Raw genomic sequence first — 22510 nt, forward strand, 5'->3', positions numbered from 1 at the left:
ATCGACCATGAATACACGCACACACTCGCATGAAGGCACGGATGAAGGCCCGCGCATAGGGCTTAGCAAGACCTGGATTTTGCCAGCGATTGTGGCCGCTATTGCCGCCATGATCGTAGCGGCCCTTGGCGCGACGATCACCGACCTTGGCCCTTGGTATCAGGCGCTTGAGAAGCCGGGCTGGAACCCGCCTGACGTGGTCTTCCCTGTTGGTTGGACGATCATCTATGCGCTCAATACAGCTGCGATTGTGAGCGCTTGGCGCGCTGCGCCCACGCCGACAGTGTCTGACACAATCGTCGGGCTGTTTGCGCTCAACGCCTTTCTCAACATCGGCTGGTCGCTCTTGTTCTTCCGCATGGAGCGGCCTGATTGGGCATTGGTAGAGGTCGCTTTCTTGATCGCCTCGATCCTCTCGCTGATCGTTTACTGCGGCCGCTATTCTAAGAACGCGGCGCTGCTGTTTATGCCTTATCTTGCATGGGTGAGCTTTGCAGGCGTCCTCAATTGGGCGATTGTCGATCTGAACGGGCCCTTTGGCTAAGCGCTTTAGGTACTGGCCCCTCTCTAATGATTGAGAGCTTCTTTTCATCCGGCCACGCAGCCGACCTTGTGCTCGCTGTGTTAGCGCTCGAGGCTGTGTGGCTGAAGATGCGCGGGTGGGGCAATCCCGAGATCATTGGCCTCGTGGGACCAGCTCTCTTTATCGTCCTTGCGTTAAGAGCCGCGCTTGTTGGCGCTGGCTGGGAATGGGTGGCGGTTCTTCTGGCGTTGTCATTCCCGCTGCATCTGATGGATTTGCGAGGGCGGTTGGGCGGCGACTGAACACATTTGAATCTTGTCTAAGCGGTGAGAACGCACCGAGGAGCAATTTGGCCGCGGTCTCATAACCGTGAAATTCATGGACGCTCACGGAGCCTCATTAAATGAGCTTTTGGCCTTCTGCGGCTAGCCCAAGCGCCGACATGGACACCATCACAGCAAGACCTATTGAACCGTGCGCGATTGAGCGGCGGACCCGCGTTATTGGATATCGGCTTTGATCCAAAGAAAAAGCCCGGCTGCACCTTAGTGAAGCCGGGCCTTTTTCGGCCTATGGAGGTTGGGCTTCGCCTGAAACCCACTCGGGCCTGAAACCCCGTTGGGACCAAAGCCCCTAGTTTGCAGGTGCGTAGTAGTGCTCCTGTGCCCACAGGTACCAATTGTCGACAACGGTGCCTGACAGCAAGATACCAATCCCGCCGGTCAGCGTCGTGAGAACCGCGAACCACCACGCCCAGCGGTGGATCGATTCCATCGTGGCGTTAAAGCCCATGGTCCAGCGCCAGAAAAGCGCGCCGCGCTCAGAGGCTGTACCGCGGTCGGTGATCTGCTCAATCTCGCGCTCACCGCCATAGCGGCCAAGGGCGAGGATCGTTGCCCCGTGCATGGCGAACAGCACTGCTGAGCCATAAAGGAAGGCGATCGAGAGACCGTGGAACGGGTTGTAGAACAGGTTCCCGTGAATGAGCGAGAAGTTGTTGGTCCAATCAAGGTGGCTAAAGATGCCGTAAGGCACAGCTTCTGACCAATCCCAAAGGAGCAGCGGGCGGATAAAGCCCAGCACCAGGAACAGCCAAATAGCGCTCGCGAAGGCCCAGGGGATATGCATCCCCATGCCAAGCGCTTTGGCCCGGTAATAGGTCCGCGCCCACCAGCACAGCACTGAAATCGTGAGGAACGCGCCGGTCATAATGAACCAGCCACCCTCATTCAGAGGCACAAACGGGCTAAAGCCGTATTCCGAGCTTGGCGGATCAAGCGAGAGCCAGAACAGCTCGCGAATGAAGGTTTGCGGGTCCCATCCGGCCTGCGCCCAGAAGTTGAGCCCAATGATCATGAACGCCGCTGTCCCAAAGGTCAGCGAAATCATGCCTAGCCAGCCAAGATAGAACGGCCCGATCTGCGCCTGTCCAATCTTACCCATCCAATAGGAATAGAAGGTATCAGGAATGCGCTCTTCGCTGCCATCGGTCAGAGGCACGCCCATTTCTGGGGCGGCCTTGACCTGGATCTGGGTGAAGATGTTTTGATAGTTTGCCATCAGATTGCCTCTCCTTGCCAGATCGGGATCGCGCGCCACCACTCCCACCATTCAACCCAGCTGCCCGTCATAAGCGTGCCAGAAATCACGATGCAGATCGCACTCCAGAACGCTGCATTGAGCGCAAGGAACAGCCCGACACGGTGAATGCCAAGGGTTCCTACAGAATAGCCGATGAAGTCGCGGAAGTAGGTGTCTTCATATTCCGGCGAGCGCACTTCATTGCCTTCGCCGACGTTGACCGCTGAAAGAACCAGACCGCCGTGGAGCGCAAGCGCCAGACAATTGGTGAAGAAGAAGGTGATCGCAATCATATGAACCGGGTTATAGTGAAAATTCACATAGTTATATCCGGTGTAGGACACCCAATCCAAGTGCGTCCAAATGCCATAGGGGAAAGCATGCCCCCATGCGCCCATCCAAAACGGGCGGATAATATTAAGCGTCACAAAGGCGAGAATAGCAAAACCAAAAGCAATCGGCACATGATAGCTCATACCCAATTTGCGAGAGATTTCTGCTTGTCTCAGCGCCCATGCGCTAAAGGCGATCGTCGCGCATAGCGTGATGATCTGGTGGTAACCCCCTTCATTCAAAGGGGCGAATGCTAATCCGGCTTCAATTGCGGGTGGCTGGATATCAATAAGCCAAGGATTAAGCGTCGGCCCGGCAGCAGCAGCAGCAAAGATCAGCATCGTGCCAAGGGCCGCGCTGATTGCCACCAATACTCCGAAGAATCCGACATAAAACGGCCCGACCCAAAAGTCGAAAAGGTCGCCGCCGATCAATGTGCCACCGCGCACGCGGTATTTCCGCTCGAAACTAAGGAGCGCCATAGGTCCATCCTTCCCGCAAGAAACGCGGGTGTTGTCGTTTGCGTCGTTCAGTTTTGTGGGAGGCAGGCAGGCGAACCTGCCCCCTCACAAGAATATGCCTGTCAGCTGATTAAAACAGCCAGCAAGCTTAGCGTTAGCTAAGCCAGCCGTATGTTTCGGTGCTGAGCAGGATGAAGTGGATCGTGAACGCGAGAACCGCGAGGCCGACATGCAGCGCTACGAGGGTCCGGCGAACATCGAAATGATGCCAAATCTTGTACATGATTAAATCCTTATTCCATTGGTCTGTAAATTAGCCTTCTGCGCCCCAAAAACGGGCGGCAAACGGCCAAATCAGGCGGTATGGATATCAGAGTGGGAGCCACGGCTTGTTGATCCACAATAAGATGTGGGCCACAACCGCGATTGCGACATAAAGACCAAAGGTGCCCATGAACGCGCCATGGATTTCCTTTGCTTCTTCGTCGGTCAGATACGTCCCCACTGAGGGGCGATCACCATCGGCCATTGTAGTATCTCCGTCTATTTACATTGGAGCGAGGACAGGATTGTCCCCAGCGGTATCCGCGCGTGATCCCCCACGTGGATTGCGGATGCCCGATACAGTCAGGCAAAACTTGTGATCCCTCAAAAGTTTTAGTGGTGCTCTGGGGAGCGGTCATACGACCTCTCCTTCGAGCGATGCCTCTTGGAGGCAATCTGTTGTCACCGTTTCAGCGCCGCGCGTGCGAGCGGTGTGCTCAGCAGCATCGCGAAGGCGCTTGGCAGCGGAAATGCGGACGAGAACGGGCTGTTTTTCAACCAGCTCATCAAGGCGTTTCTTCGCCTCGGCGTCCCATGTGACTTCGTGTGTCGGCTGGCCGTTGGAGCCTGCTTTCACCGGAACGTGTGCACCGCGTGCCAAAGTGGCCTCACCTTTATCCATTTCGGTGCCGAGCGGCAGGATATGGAAGAGCGCATCGAACAGCGCATTGCACACTTCCTGTACCAGATAGGTCGCGCCCGAATATCCCATAAACGGCGTGCCGATGTGGCGTCTGATAGCGGCGCCTGGAAAGCTTGCCGGGATAAATTGACCTGCAGGACCATGGCCTGCGCCACCCGCTGCTGCTGCCTCGGCCATATACATGCGCTCGTTGTAAGAGCCGAACATGACGAGGGGCGGGGTGGTGTGAATGCTTGCTCGAACGTCTTCGTTCTTGGGCTTCACGCCCGCTTCGCGCGAGTAGGCAAAGGCACAAGGCAGGCCCATATCGTCTTCGAGGAAGTGGCGGATACCGCGCGCGTAGGTTGCGTTTGCGACGATGCCGAAATTGGCGGTCGCAAAGAAGTCTTGTGTTACCGAGCGCCACAGGTCCCACAGCGGCTTGATCGTGGTGTGTTTCTCACGCTCAATAAACGGCTCTGGGTCGAGGCCAAGTTCTGCGCCTAATGCGCGCAGGAATTTGGTTGTGCTGGATAGGCCAACGGGCGCTTGGAAATAGGGCCGGTCCAGTGTCTCGCAAAGGTTGCGGCCAAATTCCCGGTACATGCACACATTTGCATCAGCAGTGCCGAGTTTGCGGATATCGGCAAGGTGGCAGCCAAGCGGGAAGACCACGCCAACTTCTGCCCCGATCCCCTCGACCAATCGCCTGATTTCTGCGAGGTCCGATGGCATATTGAACATGCCATAAGACGGGCCAATGATGTTGACGACTGGCTTCTCGCCCTCTTTGCGCGCCTTGATAGCAGGCATCTTCTTGGGCCCGAATTCGGTCCAAAGCCATGTCAAAGCGCGGTCTGCGCTCTCCCACTGATCCTCATCAATGGTGCGCGGCAGGAAGCGCTTGATATTGGTGCCCTCTGGCGTGACGCCGCCGCCGATCATCTCAGCGATGGAGCCGGTCACAACCACAGCGGGAAGCTCCGGATCAAGCGTTTGCCATGCGCGTTTCATCGCACCTTCGGTGCCGGTTTTGCCCAGCTCTTCCTCGCCCAGCCCCGTCACTACAATCGGCAATTCATGCGGGGGGAGGGCGTCAGTGTAGTGGAGCACGCTGGTCACGGGCAGGTTTTCGCAGCCTACTGGGCCATCAATGATGACTTGCAGGCCCTTGACCGCCGTAAAGACGTACGTTGCGCCCCAATATCCGCCGGCCCTGTCGTGATCGAGAACCAAGGTCATACCTCACCTCCCGCGCGGCAAGAGATCGCGACGAATGCAACAAAGCCGTGATCGAGGACGAGGGTCATGTCCCCACCGCCTCTGACGCTTTGCGCGCCGCTTCATTCAAGGCTGCATATTTCTTCCGGAATTTTGGGCGGTCGACGGGTGTGTCTTCCCATACGCCCGTTGCATGGCCATCGCCCACACCTTCAAAGAACTCGCGCATCGTGTCGAAGCGCTCTTTATTGCCCATCGCGGCATTGATCACCTGCGCCAAGCTGCCCGCGCCCGCAGGCCCCATTAGAGGCCGCGCGGAGATGAGGTTGGTGAAATAGAGGGACGGGATAGCCTTAGACTTGGCATGCTGAACCACCGGAGTGGTGCCGACAGCCAGATCAGGGCCAAACTCTTCAATAGCGGCGATGTCGTCCTCGAGACTCGCGCGGAAGTTGACCCGCGTGCCTTTGGCCTCAAGCCATTCGCGGTCAGCATCCGACCACTCGGTCTTGGGACAAGCGCTGCCGACATAGGGCACATCCGCGCCGCTTTCGATGAGCAGGCGGGCAACGAGAAGCTCTGAACCTTCATAGCCCGATACAGTCACGCGGCCTTTGATGGGGGAACCTGCCAAAGCGCCTTTACATGCGCCGATCATGGCGTTCTTGACCCCTGCGACTTTGTCAGCGGGAAGGCCCATCACATCGCCAAGGCTTTCCAGCCATGCAGCGGTGCCGTCAGCACCTACGGGGGCTGAACCAATGACAGGGCGGCCGGCGTGTTCAAATTCGCGAATGCTGGCGGTGTAGAAGGGGTGAATTGCCGCTGCGACCGAGCAATCGAGCGCTGCATAAAGCTCGCGCCACTCGCGCGTTGGGACAACCGGTCCCGCCGCCAAACCTAAGGGTTCCAGCATCTGGCCGATAACCACTGGATCGGCAGGGAACATTTCGCCAAGCAGCGCAACGGTTGGCCGATCAGAGCGTTTCTCAGGTGTTGCCACCGGCCCTTCCAGCGCCTCTTTGCGTGCATAGGCGAGCATTGCGCCAGCGAGCACATCTTTCGCCTCTGCGTGCGTTGGGATGCCGAAGCCGGGCACGTCAATGCCGATAATACGCACGCCGTTGATTTGATCAGGCAGCAGGCGCAAAGGCACGCCGCTTGCGGTTGGAACGCATAGGTTCGTCACCACAACCGCGTCGTAATGCTCTGGGTCTGCCAGATCCTCGACCGCTTCCTTGATGTCTTCAAACAGCTTGCCGGTGACGAGCGTTTCTGAAGAAAACGGCACATAGCCCACCGTCCGCCTTGCGCCGTAAAAATGCGAGGTGAAAGTGAGGCCGTAAACGCAGCAAGCCGAGCCTGACAGGACGGTTGCTGTGCGCTTCATGCGAAGACCAACGCGCAATGACCCGAATGCTGGGCACATGCTCTGCGGCTGATCGTGCGGCCCTTTTGCAGGGTCCACGGGGTAATCGGCCGCATACTGATCGAGAATATCAGACTTGCCCGCCGCCCGAGCCGCCTCGCGCATCGTATCCTTGCTTGAGCACGCGCCACCACTGGCTGGAGCCGCATTGAGGTCCAGCGTATCGGGGGTGCGCATCGCCGTTTCCGGAGCGTCCGAGGCAGGTGTATCAGTCAGATCAAACCTCGTCGTAAATCACTTCAAGGGACGGCTTTTCTTCAAAGATACCGCCGCGCATGTCGGCCTGGGTGGCTGGGATCAATTCGACATTTCCGCCGGTTTCTTCCGGTGAGAAAAGGTCGAGAAGGCCATCCTGGTCGAGAGGAGAGGGTTGGCGCGGCGGAGCCTCGGCGACGTTTTGCGCAAGCTCTTCGAAAAGGCTTGCCCACTCGCCGCCAGGCTTACCGATAATCTGATAGTTGGCGCTTTTCCTACGGATGTCTTCATCCGCCGGGATCGCCGTTAGCACTGGAATATCGACAGCGTCTGCAAAGGCTTGCGCTTCGCCCGTGCCATCGTCCTTGTTCACGATCATGCCGGCCACACCGACATTGCCGCCCATCTTGCGGAAATATTCGACCGCATGGCAGACATTGTTCGCGACATAGAGAGATTGGAGGTCGTTTGAGCCGACCACGATCACTTTTTGGCACATATCGCGCGCAATCGGCAGGCCGAACCCGCCGCACACAACGTCGCCAAGGAAATCGAGAAGAACGTAGTCAAAGCCCCATTCGTGAAAGCCCAATTTCTCAAGCAACTCAAAGCCGTGAATGATACCGCGGCCGCCGCAGCCCCGGCCAACCTCTGGCCCGCCAAGCTCCATGGCGAACACGCCGTCACGCTGGAAGCACACATCTTCGATGGTGACGTCTTCGCCAGCGAGCTTCTTCTTCGAAGAGGTCTCGATAATGGTGGGGCAGCTTTTGCCGCCGAACAGCAGCGACGTGGTGTCGGACTTGGGATCGCAACCGATCAGAAGCACGCGCTTGCCCTGCTGCGCCATCATGTAGCTGAGGTTGGAGAGCGCGAATGATTTGCCCGAGCCACCTTTCCCGTAAATCGCGATAACCTGCGTTTCCGAAGTCACTTCGCCTGTGTGCACGGGATCGGGCTCTTGCGAAGCTTCGTCGCGTAAAGCCTGATCTTGGGCTTCCAACATCGTCATTGCACTTCGCTCCAATCCAAAACCATTTTGAGGCAGTCAGGGTCGCTGAACGCCTTTGGGTATGCGTCGGTCGCCCGCGTCGCGGGGCTGACGTCTGTTATGAGGCCATCAAGACCCAGGGCCTCTGCCTGAATAAGCGCGATTGTTTGCGCGATATCTTTGGGCTGCCACTCAGCTGCGACACGAAGGCGCGCCTCTTTCATGAAAGCTGCCGGGAAGGCGAAGCTCACCCGTTCTTTGTAAAAACCAGCGAGCGTGATCTCACCGCCCTTTGCAAGGCGTCCCATCAAGCTATCGAGCAGGCCTGCGTCGCCGCTGGCGTCATAAATTGCTTTGTAATCGGTGCGCGTGTCGTTCTCTGGCGTAATGACTTCGTAGCCAGCTGCGCCCTCGCGGCGAGTGGAGGCGACTTCCCATACGGTGGGGGCTTTTCTGCCAAGCGCAATCGTAAGCCGCGCCAAAAGGCGGCCGAGCACGCCGTGGCCGATAATAAGATCAGGCAATTCGCCATCGTTAATCGCGTGGAGCGCGGTCGCTGCGAGTGCGCAGAGCACCCCGTTTGCGCCCAAATGCTCTGGAATGGCAAGAGCGCGCGCTGAAGGCAGCATCACCTTGCTGGCAGTGCCGCCGAACAAACCGCGTGCTCCTGCATAACAGTTGGAGCCGGGCACAAAGACCCATTCGCCAATCCGTTCCTTAGCCGCAGGGCCAGCCTCGACGATCCGGCCTATCGATTCGTAACCTGGCACTAGCGGATAGCCCATGCCGGGAAAGTCCGGCATCTGCCCTGTGAAGAGAAGTTTTTCGGTGCCAGAGCTGATCCCGCTCCACGCGATTTCAACAAGGACATCGGAGGCTGCCGCGGGGCTGAGCTCAAGCGACTGAAGCGCGACGGCTTCAGGTCTCTCAAGAATAACAGCCAAGCTTTGCATTACGCGGACTCGCTCCCCGGTTGTAGTTCCCGGCCCGGTTTCCCCGGTTTGTCCCTCCATCCGATTTGTCACACCAATGGTTCGACTCGGCGAATGTCCCAGGAAGGACTACCTCTCAGACAGTTGCTACGCTTTACACATAAAGGTGTCAACTAAAGCAGACAGTTTAAAGTGAATGCGGTTTGGACACTCACCAGCTATCGGCATTTATGCGTAAGCGACCACGATGCTGGCGTTGATAGGTTGGTCGGTGGAAATGGCCTTAGTCCGTGAAAAGCCAGCGTTTCTGGTCATTTGCGCAATCTCGCCAGCGCTGCGAGCGCGGCCAGAGCCCATGGCCCAGAGATACATCCCGAAAAACGCCTCTCCCATGCCCTCTGCGCCCGGTGAGCGCGCCATCGGCTCAGCGATGAGGAGCTGCGCGCCCGGCGCCAAGCTTTTGCGGATGTTTGTAAGGAGCTTGAGGACGGGCTCGTCATCATGATCGTGAAGGACGCGCACGAGCGATACGACATCGTAACCTTGCGGGATGGCATCCTCGAAGAAGTTACCGGGGTGTGCGGAAACGCGGGCCCCACCAAAGCGCTCCGCCAATATCTGTGCGCCTGCATTGGCGACTTCAGGAAGGTCTAAGAGCCCTAGATGCAAATCCTTGTGTGCAGCGCCCATTCGGGACAGAAATGCGCCGTGCCCGCCGCCCACATCAAGCAGGCGCGCATTCTTGGGAAAGGTATATGAGTCAAGCACTTGGTCCGCGACAAAGTGCTGCGAGGTGGCCATGAGCTGCGAATATTCGTCCGTCTCCTCGCCCCGTTCTGCCGCGCCATGGAGCGCGCCTGCATAAGACCAGAACCGGGAAAGCTGCGTCGGCTCCTTGCGGTCTCTTCGCAGCAATTCCATCGGATCGTCCAGATCGCGGTAGAGCAGCCGGTGGTGGCGGATCATCGCCTGCGCGCCTTTGTCCGCTGCCAGAACCGCGCCCGCCTCGCCTAGCATCCAGCCATCTGTGATCGGCTCTTCGGAGAGTTTCAGTGCGCGGCCTGCGCGAAGGAGGGTGAGTGCTGCCTCCCGGCTTAGCTCCAACTCGCTTGCGACATGGACATGACCCACAGGTCCGCCTTTAAGAAGGTCGAACAGTCCGCTTTCAACATAGCTGCGCAGGATCTGGCTGTAGGTGAACCCAGCCACCAGATCGAATGCCTCTCCCGCACGCGTTTTTGCGATGCGTTTTACCAAGGGCAATTTGGCACACCAGTATTGGAAGCGCGGGGAGGCGAACACCGCATTGCGGCGCGCGACCCAGCGCACTTTCAGCGAGGTTTTTGGCGATGTCTCGGTCATGAATCCCACAAAAATGACACATCATTTGTCCAAAGAAGTGGACACATGCTACAGTCAGGTCAACTCAATTGTCATATTTCTGCGGCTTGGAGAGGCCGGTTGGAGGGGAATTGCAGCCAAGAGTTGTCATTATTGGCGCAGGAATGGGCGGGCTTGCCAGCGCTGCCCGGCTGGCTGCGCGCGGGACAGCGGTTACCCTCGTAGAAAAGGCAGCTGAGGTGGGCGGAAAGGCGCGCCGGGTGGAGGTCGATGGAGCCTTGATTGATGGCGGTCCAACCGTCTTCACCATGCGCGATGTGTTCGATCAAATCTTCGAGGAAGCGGGAGCGCGACTCGAAGACTATGTGACAGTCAAAAAAGCAGAAGTGCTCGCAAGACACGCGTGGGCCAGCGAAGGAGATGACAGCGGTACGCTCGATCTGTTTGCAGATGGCGAGCGCAGTGTGGATGCGATCGGAGATTTTGCAGGGCTTGAGGCCGCACGCGGGTATCGGCGGTTTCAACAAGAAACCCGGCGAATGCACGACATCCTCGATAAACCCATGATGCGCGGGGACAATGTATCGAGCCCATTGCCGCTTTTGTGGCGGATTGGCTTAACGCGTTTCGGCGATTTTGCAGCGATGCGGCCGCATAAATCCATGTGGAAGGCGCTGCGCGATTTCTTCCCGGACCCGCGCTTGCAACAATTGCTCGGACGTTACTCAACCTATTGCGGATCATCACCATTTGAATCGCCCGCGACCCTTATGCTGATCGCCCACGTGGAGGCGATGGGTGTGTGGCAGATCAAAGGCGGAATACATGCTCTTGCCAAGGTTTTGCGCGCACTCGCTGAAGAGCAGGGCACAAGGGTGCGCACAGGCGAAAACGTCACGCAAATTCTTACGGATGCAGGCGGCACAGCGTGCGGGGTGCGGCTCTCGAGCGGTGAGGAAATCCGCGCCGATGCAGTCATCTGCAATGGCGACCCCAATGCGATCGCAACCGGTCACTTCGGAACTCCGGCGACCCGCGCCCTCAAACCCTTAGCGCCCGCCAATCGATCACTCTCCGCGCTCGTTTGGTACGCGCACGCCGAGACGAGCGGCTTCGATCTCACCCATCACAACGTGTTCTTTTCGCGCGATTACAAACGCGAATTTGACGAGATCGCGAGCGGGCGTCCGCCAAGCGAGCCCACCGCATACATCTGCGCCATCGACCGCAGCTCAGACGCTGCCGCCAGTACCGCCCCAAGCGGCCGAGAGCGCCTGCAAATCATCGTCAACGCGCCCGCCAATGGCGACACCCATTCCTACGATCCCAAGGAGACACGAGCATGCACGAGGCAAATGAGAGCGACGCTCGAGAAATGCGGCCTGACACTCGAGGAGGGTATGCCCCACAAGCTCGCAACGCCAGCGACTTGGGAAGGGCTGTTCCCGGCGACCGGGGGGCTCTATATGGCAGAGCGTCGCACGGCTCGGCGGCCTCTTTCCTGAGGCAGGGGCCGCGCACGCGGATCAAGAGACTTTACTGCGCTGGGGGCGCGACGCACCCTTCAGCCGGCGTCCCGATGGCCGCCTTATCCGGGCTGCTTGCGGCGAAAAAGGTAGAACAGGACCTCGCTTCGACGAAGACGTACCACCCGGCGGCTACACCTGGTGGTATATCGACGCGATCAGCGACGATGGGGCCCACGCCCTCACAATAATCGCCTTTATAGGCAGCGTTTTTTCGCCCTATTACAAGGCGTCGGGCAGGGGCGTACCGCACGATCATTGCTCCATGAACGTGGCGCTGTACGGGCCTCAGCACCGCTGGGTTATGCATGAACGGGCCGAAGACGATCTGCGACGCGATGCGAGCAATCTGGAGATCGGCCACAGCGCGATGCGGTGGACCGGCGATCATCTGGAGATTGAGATTGAGGAACGCGACACGCGGCTTTTCAATCCCATCCATCGCCGGGTGGCGGGCAAGGTTCGCGTCTTTCCTGAGGCGCTCAACCGGACCAGTTTCGCACTGGACCCGGCGGAAAACCACATCTGGCATTGCATGGCCCCGCGCGCCCGAATTGAGGTCGATATGGAAGAGCCTGGCCTCTCATGGTCCGGCAGCGGATATTTCGACCACAACCGGGGGAGCGAACCGCTCGAAAGCGGGTTCAACACTTGGCACTGGTCGCGCGCTCACATGAAGGAAGGCGCGGTTGTCTGTTATGAGGGCGAACGCGGCGATGGCTCGCTGTTCGCCAGCGCCATCCGTTTCGACAAGCACGCCGAGACATCCTATCTGGAGCTGCCTTCAATCGCGCCTTTGCCGCAGAGTAAGTGGCGGGTGGATCGGCGCACCCGCTCTGAAATCGGAGTGGCTGAAGTGCGCAGAACTTGGGAAGATACGCCCTTTTATGCGCGCTCTGAATTGTCTTCTAAACTCTTTGGTGAAGAGGTCGCGGCAGTGCAGGAAAGTCTTGATATGAGGCGGTTTTCGTCAAGCATAGTGCAGTTTATGCTGCCCTTCAGGATGCCTCGAAGAAAAGCCTAGCTCTCCGCAGGTCCGTCGCCCTCTTCGCTCTTTCTACGCGCTGCCTCCTCAGCTTCGCGTGTCTGCGCTTCTTTGGCCTCCCGCTCCGCGCGCATGTCAGCGACCTCGCGGCGCATCTTCCACCATTGCCAAAAGCACACGCCAATCGCGATGGAATAAAAGAACGCTATCTCCAGCCATCCGAAATTCTCGGTGATGTTCTTGCTGTAGTCTTCCATCAGGTGTCCTCTCCCAGCGTCTCCTTTGCGAAATCTACAATCCTCTCGGCGGCAATTTCCGGGGCTTCTTCATGGGCGAGATGGCCTAGGCCTTTGAGCACTTCCAGCCGCGATGTCTGGAGCCAGCTATGCGCCTCTTTTGCCCAATCAAGCGGGATGGCCGCGTCATTGTCCGAGTGGATCATGAGGACCGGGTTCGAAAGCTCATGCATTCGCGTGCGCAACTTCGGCAGGTCCCAGTTTGCCATCATCGACAGCGCACCCTTTGTGTGGCGCGGGTTTGTGATGAGAGCGGAGTAACAAGCGAGCCCCTCCTTATCGAGGCGCGAATGGGTGGAGCGATAGATGAACCGTTCAGCCTCACCCCCAAAACTCGCCATTTTGGAGAAAATGCGCGGCACAAAGGGGTTTACGAAGAGCACTTTGGCAATGGCCGGAAAAATCTCAGCTGCCGGGCCGGGGAAGGGGCGAAGCGCGGAATTGAGGCCCACGATAGGTCCGCGAAACCCATGGTCGAGCGCGCCTTGCAACGCCAAAGCAGCGCCTGCGGAATGGCCCACGATCATGTCGGGCTCGAAGCCTGTTTGTGCAAGGAGATCGCGGACCGCGCGCGCCATGCCGACAAGCGAGGTGTCCTCAGGCGCATGGCCGCTGGTGAAAGCATGTCGCGGCAGGTCGGGCGCGAGCAGCTCAAAATTCCCAGCGAGGATCGGCGCAAGCCCCCGCCATGAATGAACCGATCCCCCGGTGCCATGAAGCAACAGGATGCGCGGATTTCCAGGTTTGCCGAAGCGTTGGATGTGCCAAGTGGCGCGGCCTTGCCCGATAAACTCGCTCGCCTCGCGGTGCGGCCAAATGCGTCCTTCGCGCTCCCAATCAAGAGGCGCGCTCATGCAGGTTCTGTGGCTGCAATCGCCGCGTGCAGTGTTTTCGCATCGGCGCGGGGAAGGGCGATGTATCGGGCGTTCATAGCCACCGCGAGTTCACCACCCTCGCGGCTGGCGCGGGCGGATATGTCCACGACCAAAGTGTCTATTCCCTCGCGCGCAATGGCATTGGCCGCGAGGCTCGCGTCTTCGCCTGCCTGCTTGCGGCCCGGTTGACCCTCGGCGTCAATATTGGCGCGCCCGTCGGTGAGCACGATCAGGCTCGGCGTTCGCCCGCGCCCCTTCACCGAATGCGCGAGTTCGCGCGCGGCATTGAGGCCCATGGCAAGCGGCGTTCCGCCTCCTCCGGGAAGCTCTGCGAGCGCGCGTCGTGCTCTTGTAAGCGAGCGGGTGGGAGGCAAAAGCATTTCTGCCGCCTCGCCGCGAAAGGCGATAAGCGCGACCTCACTGCGGGTGACGTAAGCTTGGGCCAGCATCAGTTCGACCGCGCCCTTGGCCTCGGCGAGGCGGGCAGCGGCGGCAGACCCGCTGGCGTCCACCGCGAAGATCGTGACCCGAGCGGCCTTTTCCTCGAACCGCCTTACGCGCAGATCATCCTTGCGCATAATGAGCGGGGTATCTTGGTGAGCGCCAGCTTCGCGTCGTCTTACACCCTGCCACGGAACCGCCGCGCGCAAGGTGTCGATCATCGCGAGGCGAGCTCCGCCACGAGGCATTCCGCGGCGTGCTCCCAAAGGCTTGCCGCGAAGCCCGCTTTTGCGTTTTTGCCCCGAACCACTGCCCCCGGCCTGGCGCGGGGCAAGCCCCTTGGCGAGTTGCTCCAAAAGGTCTGCCGGGATCGCTGCAGTTGCCGCTTCAACCACCTTGTCTTCGAGTTTTTGCTCGGCCGATTGCTGGTTATTCTCTTCTGGTGTCTCGCCTGGTTCAGGCGGCGGCGGATCGTCCGCCTCGGGCTCTTCGGGCGGCGGCGGCAATTGCGTTGCGCGCGGTGCCAGCACAAGGCGCGCTGCTGCTTCGAGGTCGCTGTTCTGCACCGCTTCGTGACCCGAAAAGGCTGCATGCGCCCTTGCAACCTCGCTCGTATGGATCAGCGCGCGGATGGAGTGGACGCCTAACGCTGCGCCGGTGGCTGCAATCGCGTTCAATGCCGCATCGTCCAGAGGCGCTGCATCACCTAGCGCACGGTCTCCAAGCCTCGCCTTGCGCTCCCGCGAATGGGTGAGATCACATTGAAACGCGCATCTTTCCATCAGCGCTAAAGGAGGACCCTCATCTGCCTCGCGTGCATCATCAAGCAGAATCAGCGCCCCGCGCTTCTCATCGAGCGCCTGCGCCAATCGTCCAGCCAAAGCTTCATCCATGCGCTCTGCCATGGGCACGATGAGCGCGCCTCCCGCTGCTTCGCTAAGGAGCCCTTTGCTCTCAACCGGCCTGCCAGCAGCCAAGCTTGCCGCAATGTCGATCCCGCCAAGTAGGCGTTCATCGTCAACATGGGTGGGCAGGCGTCTTGTGGGAATTTTCTCGGCAATTGCCGCAACCAAAGCGTCGCGCGCAGGCGAGCTTCCACGCAGCACAATCCCGCCAAAACTTAACGGGTTTTGGGTGAAGAGAGCGGCGGCGAGCGATGCGTCGTGAAGGGGGTCTAAGGCGGCTTCGCCCGTCACCCGAAGAGCTCTTCGAGAGCGCGGGTGATACGAGCGGTTGAGCCGGTTTCATCGAGCACATCTCGGCGCAGACGGTGGCGCAGGGCCGAGGGGGCAACAGCAATCAAATGCTCGCGTTTGACTTTGCGCGCGCCTTCGAGGGCGGCAAAAGCGCGAGCGGCGCGCATTAAAGTCAGCTCTCCGCGAAGGCCGTCGGCGCCCACCGCCATGCACAAATGCGCTGCGTCTGTGAGGATGTCTTCACCCGGTTCAAGCTTGGAGAGCTTGGCTTTGCCGCGTGCGATTTGCTTGAGGATTTTCTGGTCTTCACCGGCCCATTCAGCCGCAAAGCCTTCGGGGTCGCGCTCATTGGCGGCGACAAGGCGCATGATTGCAACGCGGGTTTCGATGTCTTCGGGTGTGCGGACCTCGACTGAGAGGCCGAAACGGTCGAGCAATTGCGGGCGCAGTTCGCCTTCTTCCGGATTGCCGCTGCCGATGAGGACGAATTTTGCCGGGTGTCGCACTGAGAGGCCCTCGCGCTCCACCACATTCTCACCCGAAGCCGCAACGTCGAGCAGCAGATCCACAAGGTGATCTTCGAGCAGGTTAATCTCGTCGATGTAGAGAAAGCCCCGGTGCGCCTTAGCGAGCAATCCGGGTTCAAACCCTTTCTCGCCCGATCTCAGAGCCTTTTCCAAGTCGAGCGAGCCAATCACCCGGTCCTCGGTCGCTCCCAAAGGTAGGTCCACAAACGGCACCGGGCGCTTTCGCAACGGCCCCCCGCCGCACACGTCTGGATACGCCTCCGCATCTTCTTTCGAGCCGCCATAGGGGCAGTTTTGATGCGCGGTGATCGGGGGTAATAGCCCTGCCAAAGCGCGCGCGGCGGTGCTTTTGCCGGTGCCCCGGTCGCCAAATACCATGACCCCGCCAACGCTGGGATCGACGGCTGCGATAAGCAGCGCCTGCTTCATCTCGTCTTGTCCGACGATCGCGGAGAATGGGAATTTTGCCATTTGCCGAACACCTTGCCCGCTCAAGTAGCATTCGACAAGTCCAGTTCACACTAGGTGTGACAATCTGTCCTTACATGAGCCGATTTAGCGCTTTCCCATGCGTGTTAGCAGCAGCACGGGAAGCAGCCCCGCTGCGAGCAGCATCAGCGCTGGGATGGAGGCCTCGGTCAACCGTTCGTCGCTGGCTAGGCGGTATGTCCGGGTGGCGAGGGTCTCCAAGTTAAAAGGCCGCAGGATCAATGTCGCGGGCAGTTCGCGCACGGTGTCGATGAAAACGAGAGCGGCGGCGGCGGCAAGGCTTGGGCTCAAAAGCGGGGCGTAGATGCGGGTGAGAACCTTTGCAGGGCCAGCGCCCAATGACCGCGCGGCGGCGGCAAAAGAGGGCGGGATCTTGCTCATCCCGCCATCAATGCTGTTGTAAGCAACCGTGAGGAAGCGCACCGAAAGCGCATAGACCAGAACCGCGCCGGTCCCTGTCAGGATAAGTCCGCCCGAATAGCCAAACACATCGCGGGCAAACCGGCTGATCGCAACGTCGGCGGCCCCTAATGGTGCAAGGAGGCCCACCGCCAAAAGCGCACCGGGTAAGGCGTAGCCAAGGGTTGAGACGCGGATCGAGGCTTTGACTGCGCCGCTGTCCGAACGCGACTTGGCAAAGGCGAGCAGGAGCGCTGCAAGCACACAGACCAGTGCCGCGCCAAGCCCCAGCCAAAGACTGCCGCCCGCATAGGACCACAAATCGCCCGCCGCGCCGATGCCAGCATCACTCAGCGACAGCGAAATGAGGTGCCCGGCTGGGATCAGAAAACCGAGCAACAATGGGGTGAGGCACGCAATCACCGCAAGCACTTTGCCCAAAAGCGAAAGCTGGACCAGCGGCTCATGATCAGCGCGCGCATCTTTGCTTGCAGCGCGGCCCTGCCTTGTGCGCGCCTCCAGCACGACGAGCGCCACCACAAACAGCAGCATCATGGCCGCCAGTTTCAGAGCCGCCTGCTTGTCTCCCATGGAAAGCCAGCTGCGGAAAATCCCAGTCGAAAATGTGGGAATGGCGAAATATTGAGCGACGCCAAAGTCGGCGAGCACTTCCATGAGCACCAGTGCCAATCCGCCTGCAATCGCAGGGCGCGCGGCGGGCAGGGCGACTTGCCAAAAGGCGCGCATGGGCTTTGCGCCGAGGCTGCGCGCGGCGCGGAATTGCGAGACGCTTTGGGCAGCGAAAGCAGCGCGCGCGAGGAGGTAGACATAGGGGTAAAGGACGATGCCAAGGACGAAAGCACCGCCGGGCAGTGAGCGAATTCTGGGGAACCAATAGTCGCCCGCGCCAAGCCCGGTCGTGTCTCGCAAGAAACTCTGCACGGGCCCTGTAAAATCCAAGAGATCGGCGTAAAGATACGCGGCGATATAAGCGGGCACGGCAAGCGGTAAAACCAAAGCCCATGCGAAAACCCGCCGCCCCGGAAAACGCGCCGCGCTCACCAGCCACCCGCAGCCTGTGCCCACTACGAGCGCAATCGTGCCCGCCATGACCATAAGCGCCAAAGTGTTCGCGATATAGCTGCCCAGAACGGTGCGGGCGAGGTGTGTGATCGCCTCAAAGCCGCCACTTGGCGCGGAGATGAGGATGGCTGCAATCGGCAGGAATGCGAGTGCTGCTAGCATAAGCGCGCTGACGCTCCAGCCGTCCAAACGCAGCGCAGCGCGCACATGCCCACTTGCCGGGAGGGTGGCCGATTGCTTAAAGCTCACAGGTTGCTTAACGCTCATAGGCGCTACCTTCCTGCAACCTTGCAGCATCGGACAATTTTGTGAGTCTTGAATTTCGACATATTGCCCATGCTTACACCGGGAGAACCGGACGGGTGGAGGCGCTTTCAGATATCGCCTTTACCGCGCCTAGCGGAAAAATCACCTGCCTGCTTGGCTCTTCAGGCTCGGGCAAGTCAACCTTGCTCAATCTGGCAGCGGGGCTTTTGCCGGTGCAGTCAGGCCGTATCAGCATGGGCGGCCAAGAGATGGCGGCCCCCGGCGTAAACCCGCCGCCCGAAGCGCGGCCTGTGGGCCTTGTGTTTCAGGACGGGGCGCTGTTCCCGCATATGACAATTGCGAAAAACATTGCATTCGGGCTTCCTGGTTCTGGCGATAGCGATGTGATCGAGTCTTGGTTGAAGCGGGTAGGTCTAGCAGGATTGGGCGCGCGTTTCCCGCATGAGCTTTCCGGAGGTCAACAGCAACGCGCCTCGCTTGCCCGCGCCATGGCACCAGAGCCGCAAGTTTTGCTCATGGATGAACCTTTCGCCAGCGTCGATATTGTCCTTCGCCGAAGCCTGCGCCGCGATTGCCGCAGGCTGTTGCGGGAAGCGGGCACCACCACAATTTTGGTGACGCATGACCCTGAAGAAGCGCTCGATATTGCCGACCACATTGCCGTGATGGAGGGTGGGCGCATCATCCAATTTGGCACGCCAGAGGATTTGCACGAACGCCCTGCAACGCCTTCTGTGGGCGCGATTTTTGGCGGGGCGCAAGTGGTCAAAGCGCGGCGCGAAGGCGATGCCTTGATCACATCACTGGGCTCTTGGCCGCTTTCGTGCATTGCGGGCGATGTGCCCGGTGCTGGCGAGATGGAGCTGCTTGTGCACGCCGAAACGCTTGGGTGCGTCGCCGATGAGGGCGGTCTTGCCGTAGTCGATGTGCACCCGTTGGGTGTGGCCAGCCGGCTGCTGCTTCAAACGGCAGACGGCGATGAGATTACGGTGCAATCAACCGCGCAGGTTGAGGAGGGCGCACGCTACCGTGTGATCCCCCATGAAGGCAGCGTAAGAGCATTTGCGCAGAGATAAGGCTTGCAATGCGTGATTTACTATTGCAACGCATTCGCAACTTCTGGGGCGCAATTAGAAATGAAGGGCATTGATCCATGAAAAAACTGATTCTTGGCTGTATGGCTGCGCTGACTGTCACGGCCTGCGCCGAAGAGGCTGGCGATACTGCTGGTCAAGGGGGCGAGGTAAACATCTACTCCTCGCGTCACTACGACACCGATCTTGCGCTCTATGATGATTTTACCGCTCAGACTGGGATCAAGGTGAACCGCATTGAGGCAGAGGCCGATGCGCTGATCGAACGGATACAGACCGAGAGCGAGTTTACCCGGGCAGACCTCCTCATCACTGTGGACGCCGGCCGCCTGTGGCGTGCCGAAGAAGCGGGCGTCCTGCAACCGGTGGAATCTGACGTGCTCGCGGAGCGCCTACCCGATCACCTGCGCCACCCCGATGGCCTGTGGTTCGGCCTTTCCACACGCGCGCGTGTGATCATTTACAACAAAGAAGCAGGTGTGCCCGAGGGGCTCGACACCTATGCAGACCTCGCCGACCCGGCATGGAAAGGCGACATCTGCATTCGTTCCTCGTCCAACATCTACAACATCTCGCTCCTCTCCAGCATCATCGCCAATGAAGGTGCAGAGGCTGCAGAGGCCTGGGCAAAAGGCGTTGTAGCCAACTTCGCACGTCCTCCCGAAGGCAATGACACAGCCCAGATTGAAAGCGTTGCCGCTGGCGAGTGCCGCATTGGGGTTGTGAACTCCTATTACCTTGGCCGTTTCGCAGGCGGCGAGGGCGAAGAGCGCGCGGTCTTTGACAAACTTGGCGTGATCTTCCCCAACCAGGCAGACGGTGATCGCGGTGCGCACGTCAATGTCAGCGGCGCAGGGGTCACGGTGAACGCTGCCAACCGGGACAATGCCATTGCCTTCCTCGAGTATCTCACTAGCGAAAGTGCGCAGCGGTATTTTGCGGACGGCAACAATGAGTATCCGGCTGTCTCCGGCCTCTCAGGCAATTCCGCTTTGGAAGAGATGGGCGAGTTTCGTAGCGACACTTTGAACGCGGCCACCATTGGTTCGGGCCAGACAGAGGCGGTGCAGATTTTCGACCGCGCTGGCTGGAATTAGGGCGAAGTTTCGAGGGCGAGGTGAGAAGTCTCACTCAAAAGGCACACTTCGCCCCCCAATCGCTAATCTAACTTGAAGCGTGCGCGCAAAAGGGCCATTTGCGCCTCCGATACAGGCTGCGACTCTCTTGCGGCTGTCCAAATCTTTGAGGCCGACTTTGACCGATACAGCTGTCACATCACCCATTCCCCCCGCGATTCATTTAACGAAAGCGGCGCGGTGTCTATTGAGACGATCACCCACGTCCATCAGTGGAATGATGACCTGTTCACGCTCAAGATGACGCGGCCTGCATCTTTCCGCTTCCGTTCGGGCGAATTTGTGATGATCGGCCTTCCCAAAGAAGACGGCAAACCGCTTTTGCGCGCCTATTCGGTCGCCTCGCCATCCTATGATGAAGAGCTCGAGTTTCTCTCGATCATTGTCCAAGACGGCCCGCTGACCTCGCGGCTTCAGCACATCAAAGAAGGCGATCCCATCTACCTTGGCAAAAAGCCAACCGGCACGCTTGTGACCGATGCGCTCTTGCCGGGTAAGCGCTTGTTTATGCTTTCCACCGGCACCGGCCTTGCACCTTTCATGAGCCTTGTGCGCGATCCGGAAGTCTATGAGATGTATGACGAAGTGATCGTTGTGCATTCGGTGCGCCGCGTCTCCGACCTTGCCTACCGCGACCTGCTCGAAAGCAAACTTGAAGGCGATCCCCTGCTCGAAGATGATCAGCGTGAGCGTATGATCTATGTGCCCACAGTGACGCGCGAAGACTTCCGCACAACCGACCGCATTCAGGTGCTGATTGACGACGGCCGTCTGTTTAAGGAGAGCAAGGGCCCACAAAAATTCGATCCTGAAAGCGACCGCGTGATGCTGTGCGGTTCGATGGCAATGATTAAGGATCACGCTGCCGACTTGGAAGCACGCGGCTTTGAAGAGGGCGCAAACAACAAACCCGGTCAATTCGTGATTGAACGCGCATTTGTCGGGTAGTCCCTGACCACCCTGTCAAAATCGCGCTTTACTTGCGCCCCTCTCTCAGGTCAGTTGCCGCTCGCAACTTGAATCGCTTTGAGAGAGACACATACCCATGATCGAAACAGCGCACCGCTCTGCCTATAACGAAGACCACGAAGCGTTCCGTGACACCGTTCGCAAAGTGTTCGCAGAACACATGGTGCCCAACCTCGATAAACACGAGGAAGAGGGCATTGTCCCGCGCGAGGCGTGGAAAGCGCTGGGCGAGGCGGGCATGCTGTGCATGACAGTCGCCGAAGAAAACGGCGGGCTTGGTCTCGATTTCGGCTTCAATTGTGTGCTCGACGAAGAGCTTGCCTACATCGGTTCGTCCGCCGGCTTCACTCTGCAAAACGACATCACTGTCAATTATTTTGAGCGGCTGGGAAGCGATGAGCAGAAAGCCAAATATCTGCCTGGCATGATTTCAGGCGATATTATCGCCGCGATTGCGATGACCGAACCGGGCGCTGGCTCAGACCTCCAGGGCATTCGCACCACAGCGGCCGAGGATGGCAATCACCTCGTACTCAATGGCTCCAAAACCTACATCACCAACGGACAGCTTGCTGATGTCGTGATCGTGGTTGCCAAGACTGATCCGGCAGCGGGCGCAAAGGGCACCTCGCTGATCCTCGTCGATGCTGACACCCCCGGTTTTGCGCGCGGGCGCAACCTCGACAAGATCGGACAACATGCCGCTGACACCTCTGAGCTGTTCTTCGAAGACGTACGCGTTCCCAAAACCAACATTCTCGGCGGCGAAAACCGGGGCTTCATCCATCTGATGGAAGAGCTTCCGCAAGAGCGCCTTTCCATCGCGGTTTCGGCCATGGGCGGGGCTCAGCGTGCGTTTGACGAAGCGGTGAAGTTCACCAAAGAGCGCAAAGCCTTTGGCAGCACCGTTTTCCAGTTCCAGAACACCAAGTTCACCCTCGCAGATTTGTCGGCGAAGCTGCAAGTCGGCTGGGCGCACCTCGATTGGGCAATTGCGCGCCACCTCAAAGGCGAGCTTACCACGGGCGAGGCTTCGGCGGCGAAATTGTGGCACACCGAGATGCAGTGGGAGATGGTCGATGCCTGCCTGCAATTCCACGGCGGCGCTGGCTATATGAACGAATACCCGATTGCACGGCTATGGCGCGACGCGCGGGTTCAGCGCATTTATGGCGGCACGAGCGAGATCATGAAAGAAGTCGTCAGCCGCGAGATTTGAGCGGCGTGAGCGCTGGTTTGCTGTTATTCTCACCGTCGCCCCGTGCTTGACACGG

22 protein-coding genes are annotated in these 22510 nt (G+C 59.2%); 8 read left to right on the top strand and 14 right to left on the bottom strand.

What is annotated here, in order from left to right; all coding sequences use genetic code 11:
- The first annotated feature begins 7 nt into the window (after positions 1-7).
- Positions 8-544: a TspO/MBR family protein gene (locus tag AC0V60_RS00910; protein WP_486176684.1), complete on the top strand. Its 537-nt coding sequence runs from the start codon at positions 8-10 to the stop codon at positions 542-544.
- A 26-nt stretch (positions 545-570) separates the two neighbouring features.
- Complete coding sequence (locus tag AC0V60_RS00915) at positions 571-825, top strand: hypothetical protein (protein WP_486176685.1); 255 nt, start codon at positions 571-573, stop codon at positions 823-825.
- A gap of 331 nt (positions 826-1156) precedes the next feature.
- Here AC0V60_RS00915 and pufM read toward each other — a convergent pair whose 3' ends face one another.
- The 9 genes from pufM to AC0V60_RS00960 all read right to left on the bottom strand — a co-directional run bounded on the left by pufM (position 1157) and on the right by AC0V60_RS00960 (position 9974).
- Positions 1157-2083 (bottom strand): photosynthetic reaction center subunit M, encoded by a 927-nt coding sequence (gene pufM, locus AC0V60_RS00920; protein WP_486176686.1) that lies wholly within the window; start codon positions 2081-2083, stop codon positions 1157-1159.
- Positions 2083-2919: a photosynthetic reaction center subunit L gene (gene pufL, locus AC0V60_RS00925; RefSeq protein ID WP_486176687.1), complete on the bottom strand. Its 837-nt coding sequence runs from the start codon at positions 2917-2919 to the stop codon at positions 2083-2085. Before pufL ends, pufM begins: the two co-directional genes overlap by 1 nt.
- Before the next feature lie 133 nt (positions 2920-3052).
- Positions 3053-3181 carry a light-harvesting antenna LH1, alpha subunit gene (gene pufA, locus AC0V60_RS00930; RefSeq protein ID WP_223071764.1) on the bottom strand — a complete coding sequence of 43 codons (129 nt, stop codon included), beginning with the start codon at positions 3179-3181 and terminating at the stop codon, positions 3053-3055.
- A gap of 87 nt (positions 3182-3268) precedes the next feature.
- Positions 3269-3427: a light-harvesting antenna LH1, beta subunit gene (pufB, locus tag AC0V60_RS00935; RefSeq protein ID WP_486176688.1), complete on the bottom strand. Its 159-nt coding sequence runs from the start codon at positions 3425-3427 to the stop codon at positions 3269-3271.
- 150 nt (positions 3428-3577) lie between these two features.
- On the bottom strand, positions 3578-5086 hold the full coding sequence (gene bchZ, locus AC0V60_RS00940) for a chlorophyllide a reductase subunit Z (protein WP_486176689.1): 1509 nt from the start codon (positions 5084-5086) through the stop codon (positions 3578-3580).
- Between the two features lie 64 nt (positions 5087-5150).
- Entirely contained in the window at positions 5151-6671 is a 1521-nt protein-coding gene (gene bchY, locus AC0V60_RS00945) for a chlorophyllide a reductase subunit Y (protein ID WP_486176690.1), read from the bottom strand.
- Positions 6672-6711: 40 nt separating this feature from the next.
- Positions 6712-7701, bottom strand: a complete 990-nt coding sequence (locus tag AC0V60_RS00950) for a chlorophyllide a reductase iron protein subunit X (protein ID WP_486176691.1) — start codon at positions 7699-7701, stop codon at positions 6712-6714.
- A complete protein-coding gene (gene bchC, locus AC0V60_RS00955) occupies positions 7698-8633 on the bottom strand; it encodes a chlorophyll synthesis pathway protein BchC (protein ID WP_486176692.1) in 936 nt (311 codons plus the stop codon). Before bchC ends, AC0V60_RS00950 begins: the two co-directional genes overlap by 4 nt.
- Positions 8634-8840: 207 nt before the next feature.
- The gene (locus AC0V60_RS00960) at positions 8841-9974 is read right to left on the bottom strand and encodes a methyltransferase (protein ID WP_486176693.1); all 1134 of its coding nucleotides are present in this window, start codon (positions 9972-9974) and stop codon (positions 8841-8843) included.
- A 110-nt stretch (positions 9975-10084) separates the two neighbouring features.
- On the opposite strand from AC0V60_RS00960, the gene AC0V60_RS00965 reads away from it, so the two are divergent.
- Positions 10085-11458, top strand: coding sequence for a phytoene desaturase family protein (locus tag AC0V60_RS00965; RefSeq protein ID WP_486176694.1), 1374 nt, complete (start codon positions 10085-10087; stop codon positions 11456-11458).
- A gap of 286 nt (positions 11459-11744) precedes the next feature.
- Entirely contained in the window at positions 11745-12503 is a 759-nt protein-coding gene (locus tag AC0V60_RS00970) for a hydroxyneurosporene dehydrogenase (protein ID WP_486176695.1), read from the top strand.
- Here AC0V60_RS00970 and AC0V60_RS00975 read toward each other — a convergent pair.
- The 5 genes from AC0V60_RS00975 to AC0V60_RS00995 all read right to left on the bottom strand — a co-directional run bounded on the left by AC0V60_RS00975 (position 12500) and on the right by AC0V60_RS00995 (position 18037).
- Complete coding sequence (locus AC0V60_RS00975; protein WP_486176696.1) at positions 12500-12721, bottom strand: hypothetical protein; 222 nt, start codon at positions 12719-12721, stop codon at positions 12500-12502. The genes AC0V60_RS00970 and AC0V60_RS00975 overlap by 4 nt on opposite strands.
- Entirely contained in the window at positions 12721-13614 is an 894-nt protein-coding gene (gene bchO / locus AC0V60_RS00980) for an alpha/beta fold hydrolase BchO (RefSeq protein WP_486176697.1), read from the bottom strand. Before bchO ends, AC0V60_RS00975 begins: the two co-directional genes overlap by 1 nt.
- A complete protein-coding gene (locus AC0V60_RS00985) occupies positions 13611-15272 on the bottom strand; it encodes a magnesium chelatase subunit D (protein WP_486176698.1) in 1662 nt (553 codons plus the stop codon). Before AC0V60_RS00985 ends, bchO begins: the two co-directional genes overlap by 4 nt.
- On the bottom strand, positions 15269-16270 hold the full coding sequence (locus AC0V60_RS00990; protein ID WP_486176699.1) for a magnesium chelatase ATPase subunit I: 1002 nt from the start codon (positions 16268-16270) through the stop codon (positions 15269-15271). The genes AC0V60_RS00985 and AC0V60_RS00990 overlap by 4 nt, the downstream gene beginning before the upstream one ends.
- Positions 16271-16354: 84 nt before the next feature.
- Positions 16355-18037 carry an ABC transporter permease gene (locus AC0V60_RS00995; protein ID WP_486176700.1) on the bottom strand — a complete coding sequence of 561 codons (1683 nt, stop codon included), beginning with the start codon at positions 18035-18037 and terminating at the stop codon, positions 16355-16357.
- A gap of 41 nt (positions 18038-18078) precedes the next feature.
- Here AC0V60_RS00995 and AC0V60_RS01000 point away from each other — a divergent pair, with 41 nt between their 5' ends.
- From AC0V60_RS01000 to AC0V60_RS01015, 4 genes are all read left to right on the top strand, one after another.
- Entirely contained in the window at positions 18079-19113 is a 1035-nt protein-coding gene (locus tag AC0V60_RS01000; protein WP_486176701.1) for an ABC transporter ATP-binding protein, read from the top strand.
- A 77-nt stretch (positions 19114-19190) separates the two neighbouring features.
- Positions 19191-20228, top strand: coding sequence for a Fe(3+) ABC transporter substrate-binding protein (locus AC0V60_RS01005; protein ID WP_486176702.1), 1038 nt, complete (start codon positions 19191-19193; stop codon positions 20226-20228).
- Between the two features lie 177 nt (positions 20229-20405).
- Complete coding sequence (locus AC0V60_RS01010) at positions 20406-21215, top strand: ferredoxin--NADP reductase (RefSeq protein ID WP_486179407.1); 810 nt, start codon at positions 20406-20408, stop codon at positions 21213-21215.
- 97 nt (positions 21216-21312) lie between these two features.
- Positions 21313-22455 carry an acyl-CoA dehydrogenase family protein gene (locus AC0V60_RS01015; protein ID WP_486176703.1) on the top strand — a complete coding sequence of 381 codons (1143 nt, stop codon included), beginning with the start codon at positions 21313-21315 and terminating at the stop codon, positions 22453-22455.
- The last annotated feature ends 55 nt before the right edge of the window (positions 22456-22510 follow it).

This window comes from Erythrobacter sp. S259 (assembly GCF_057364965.1).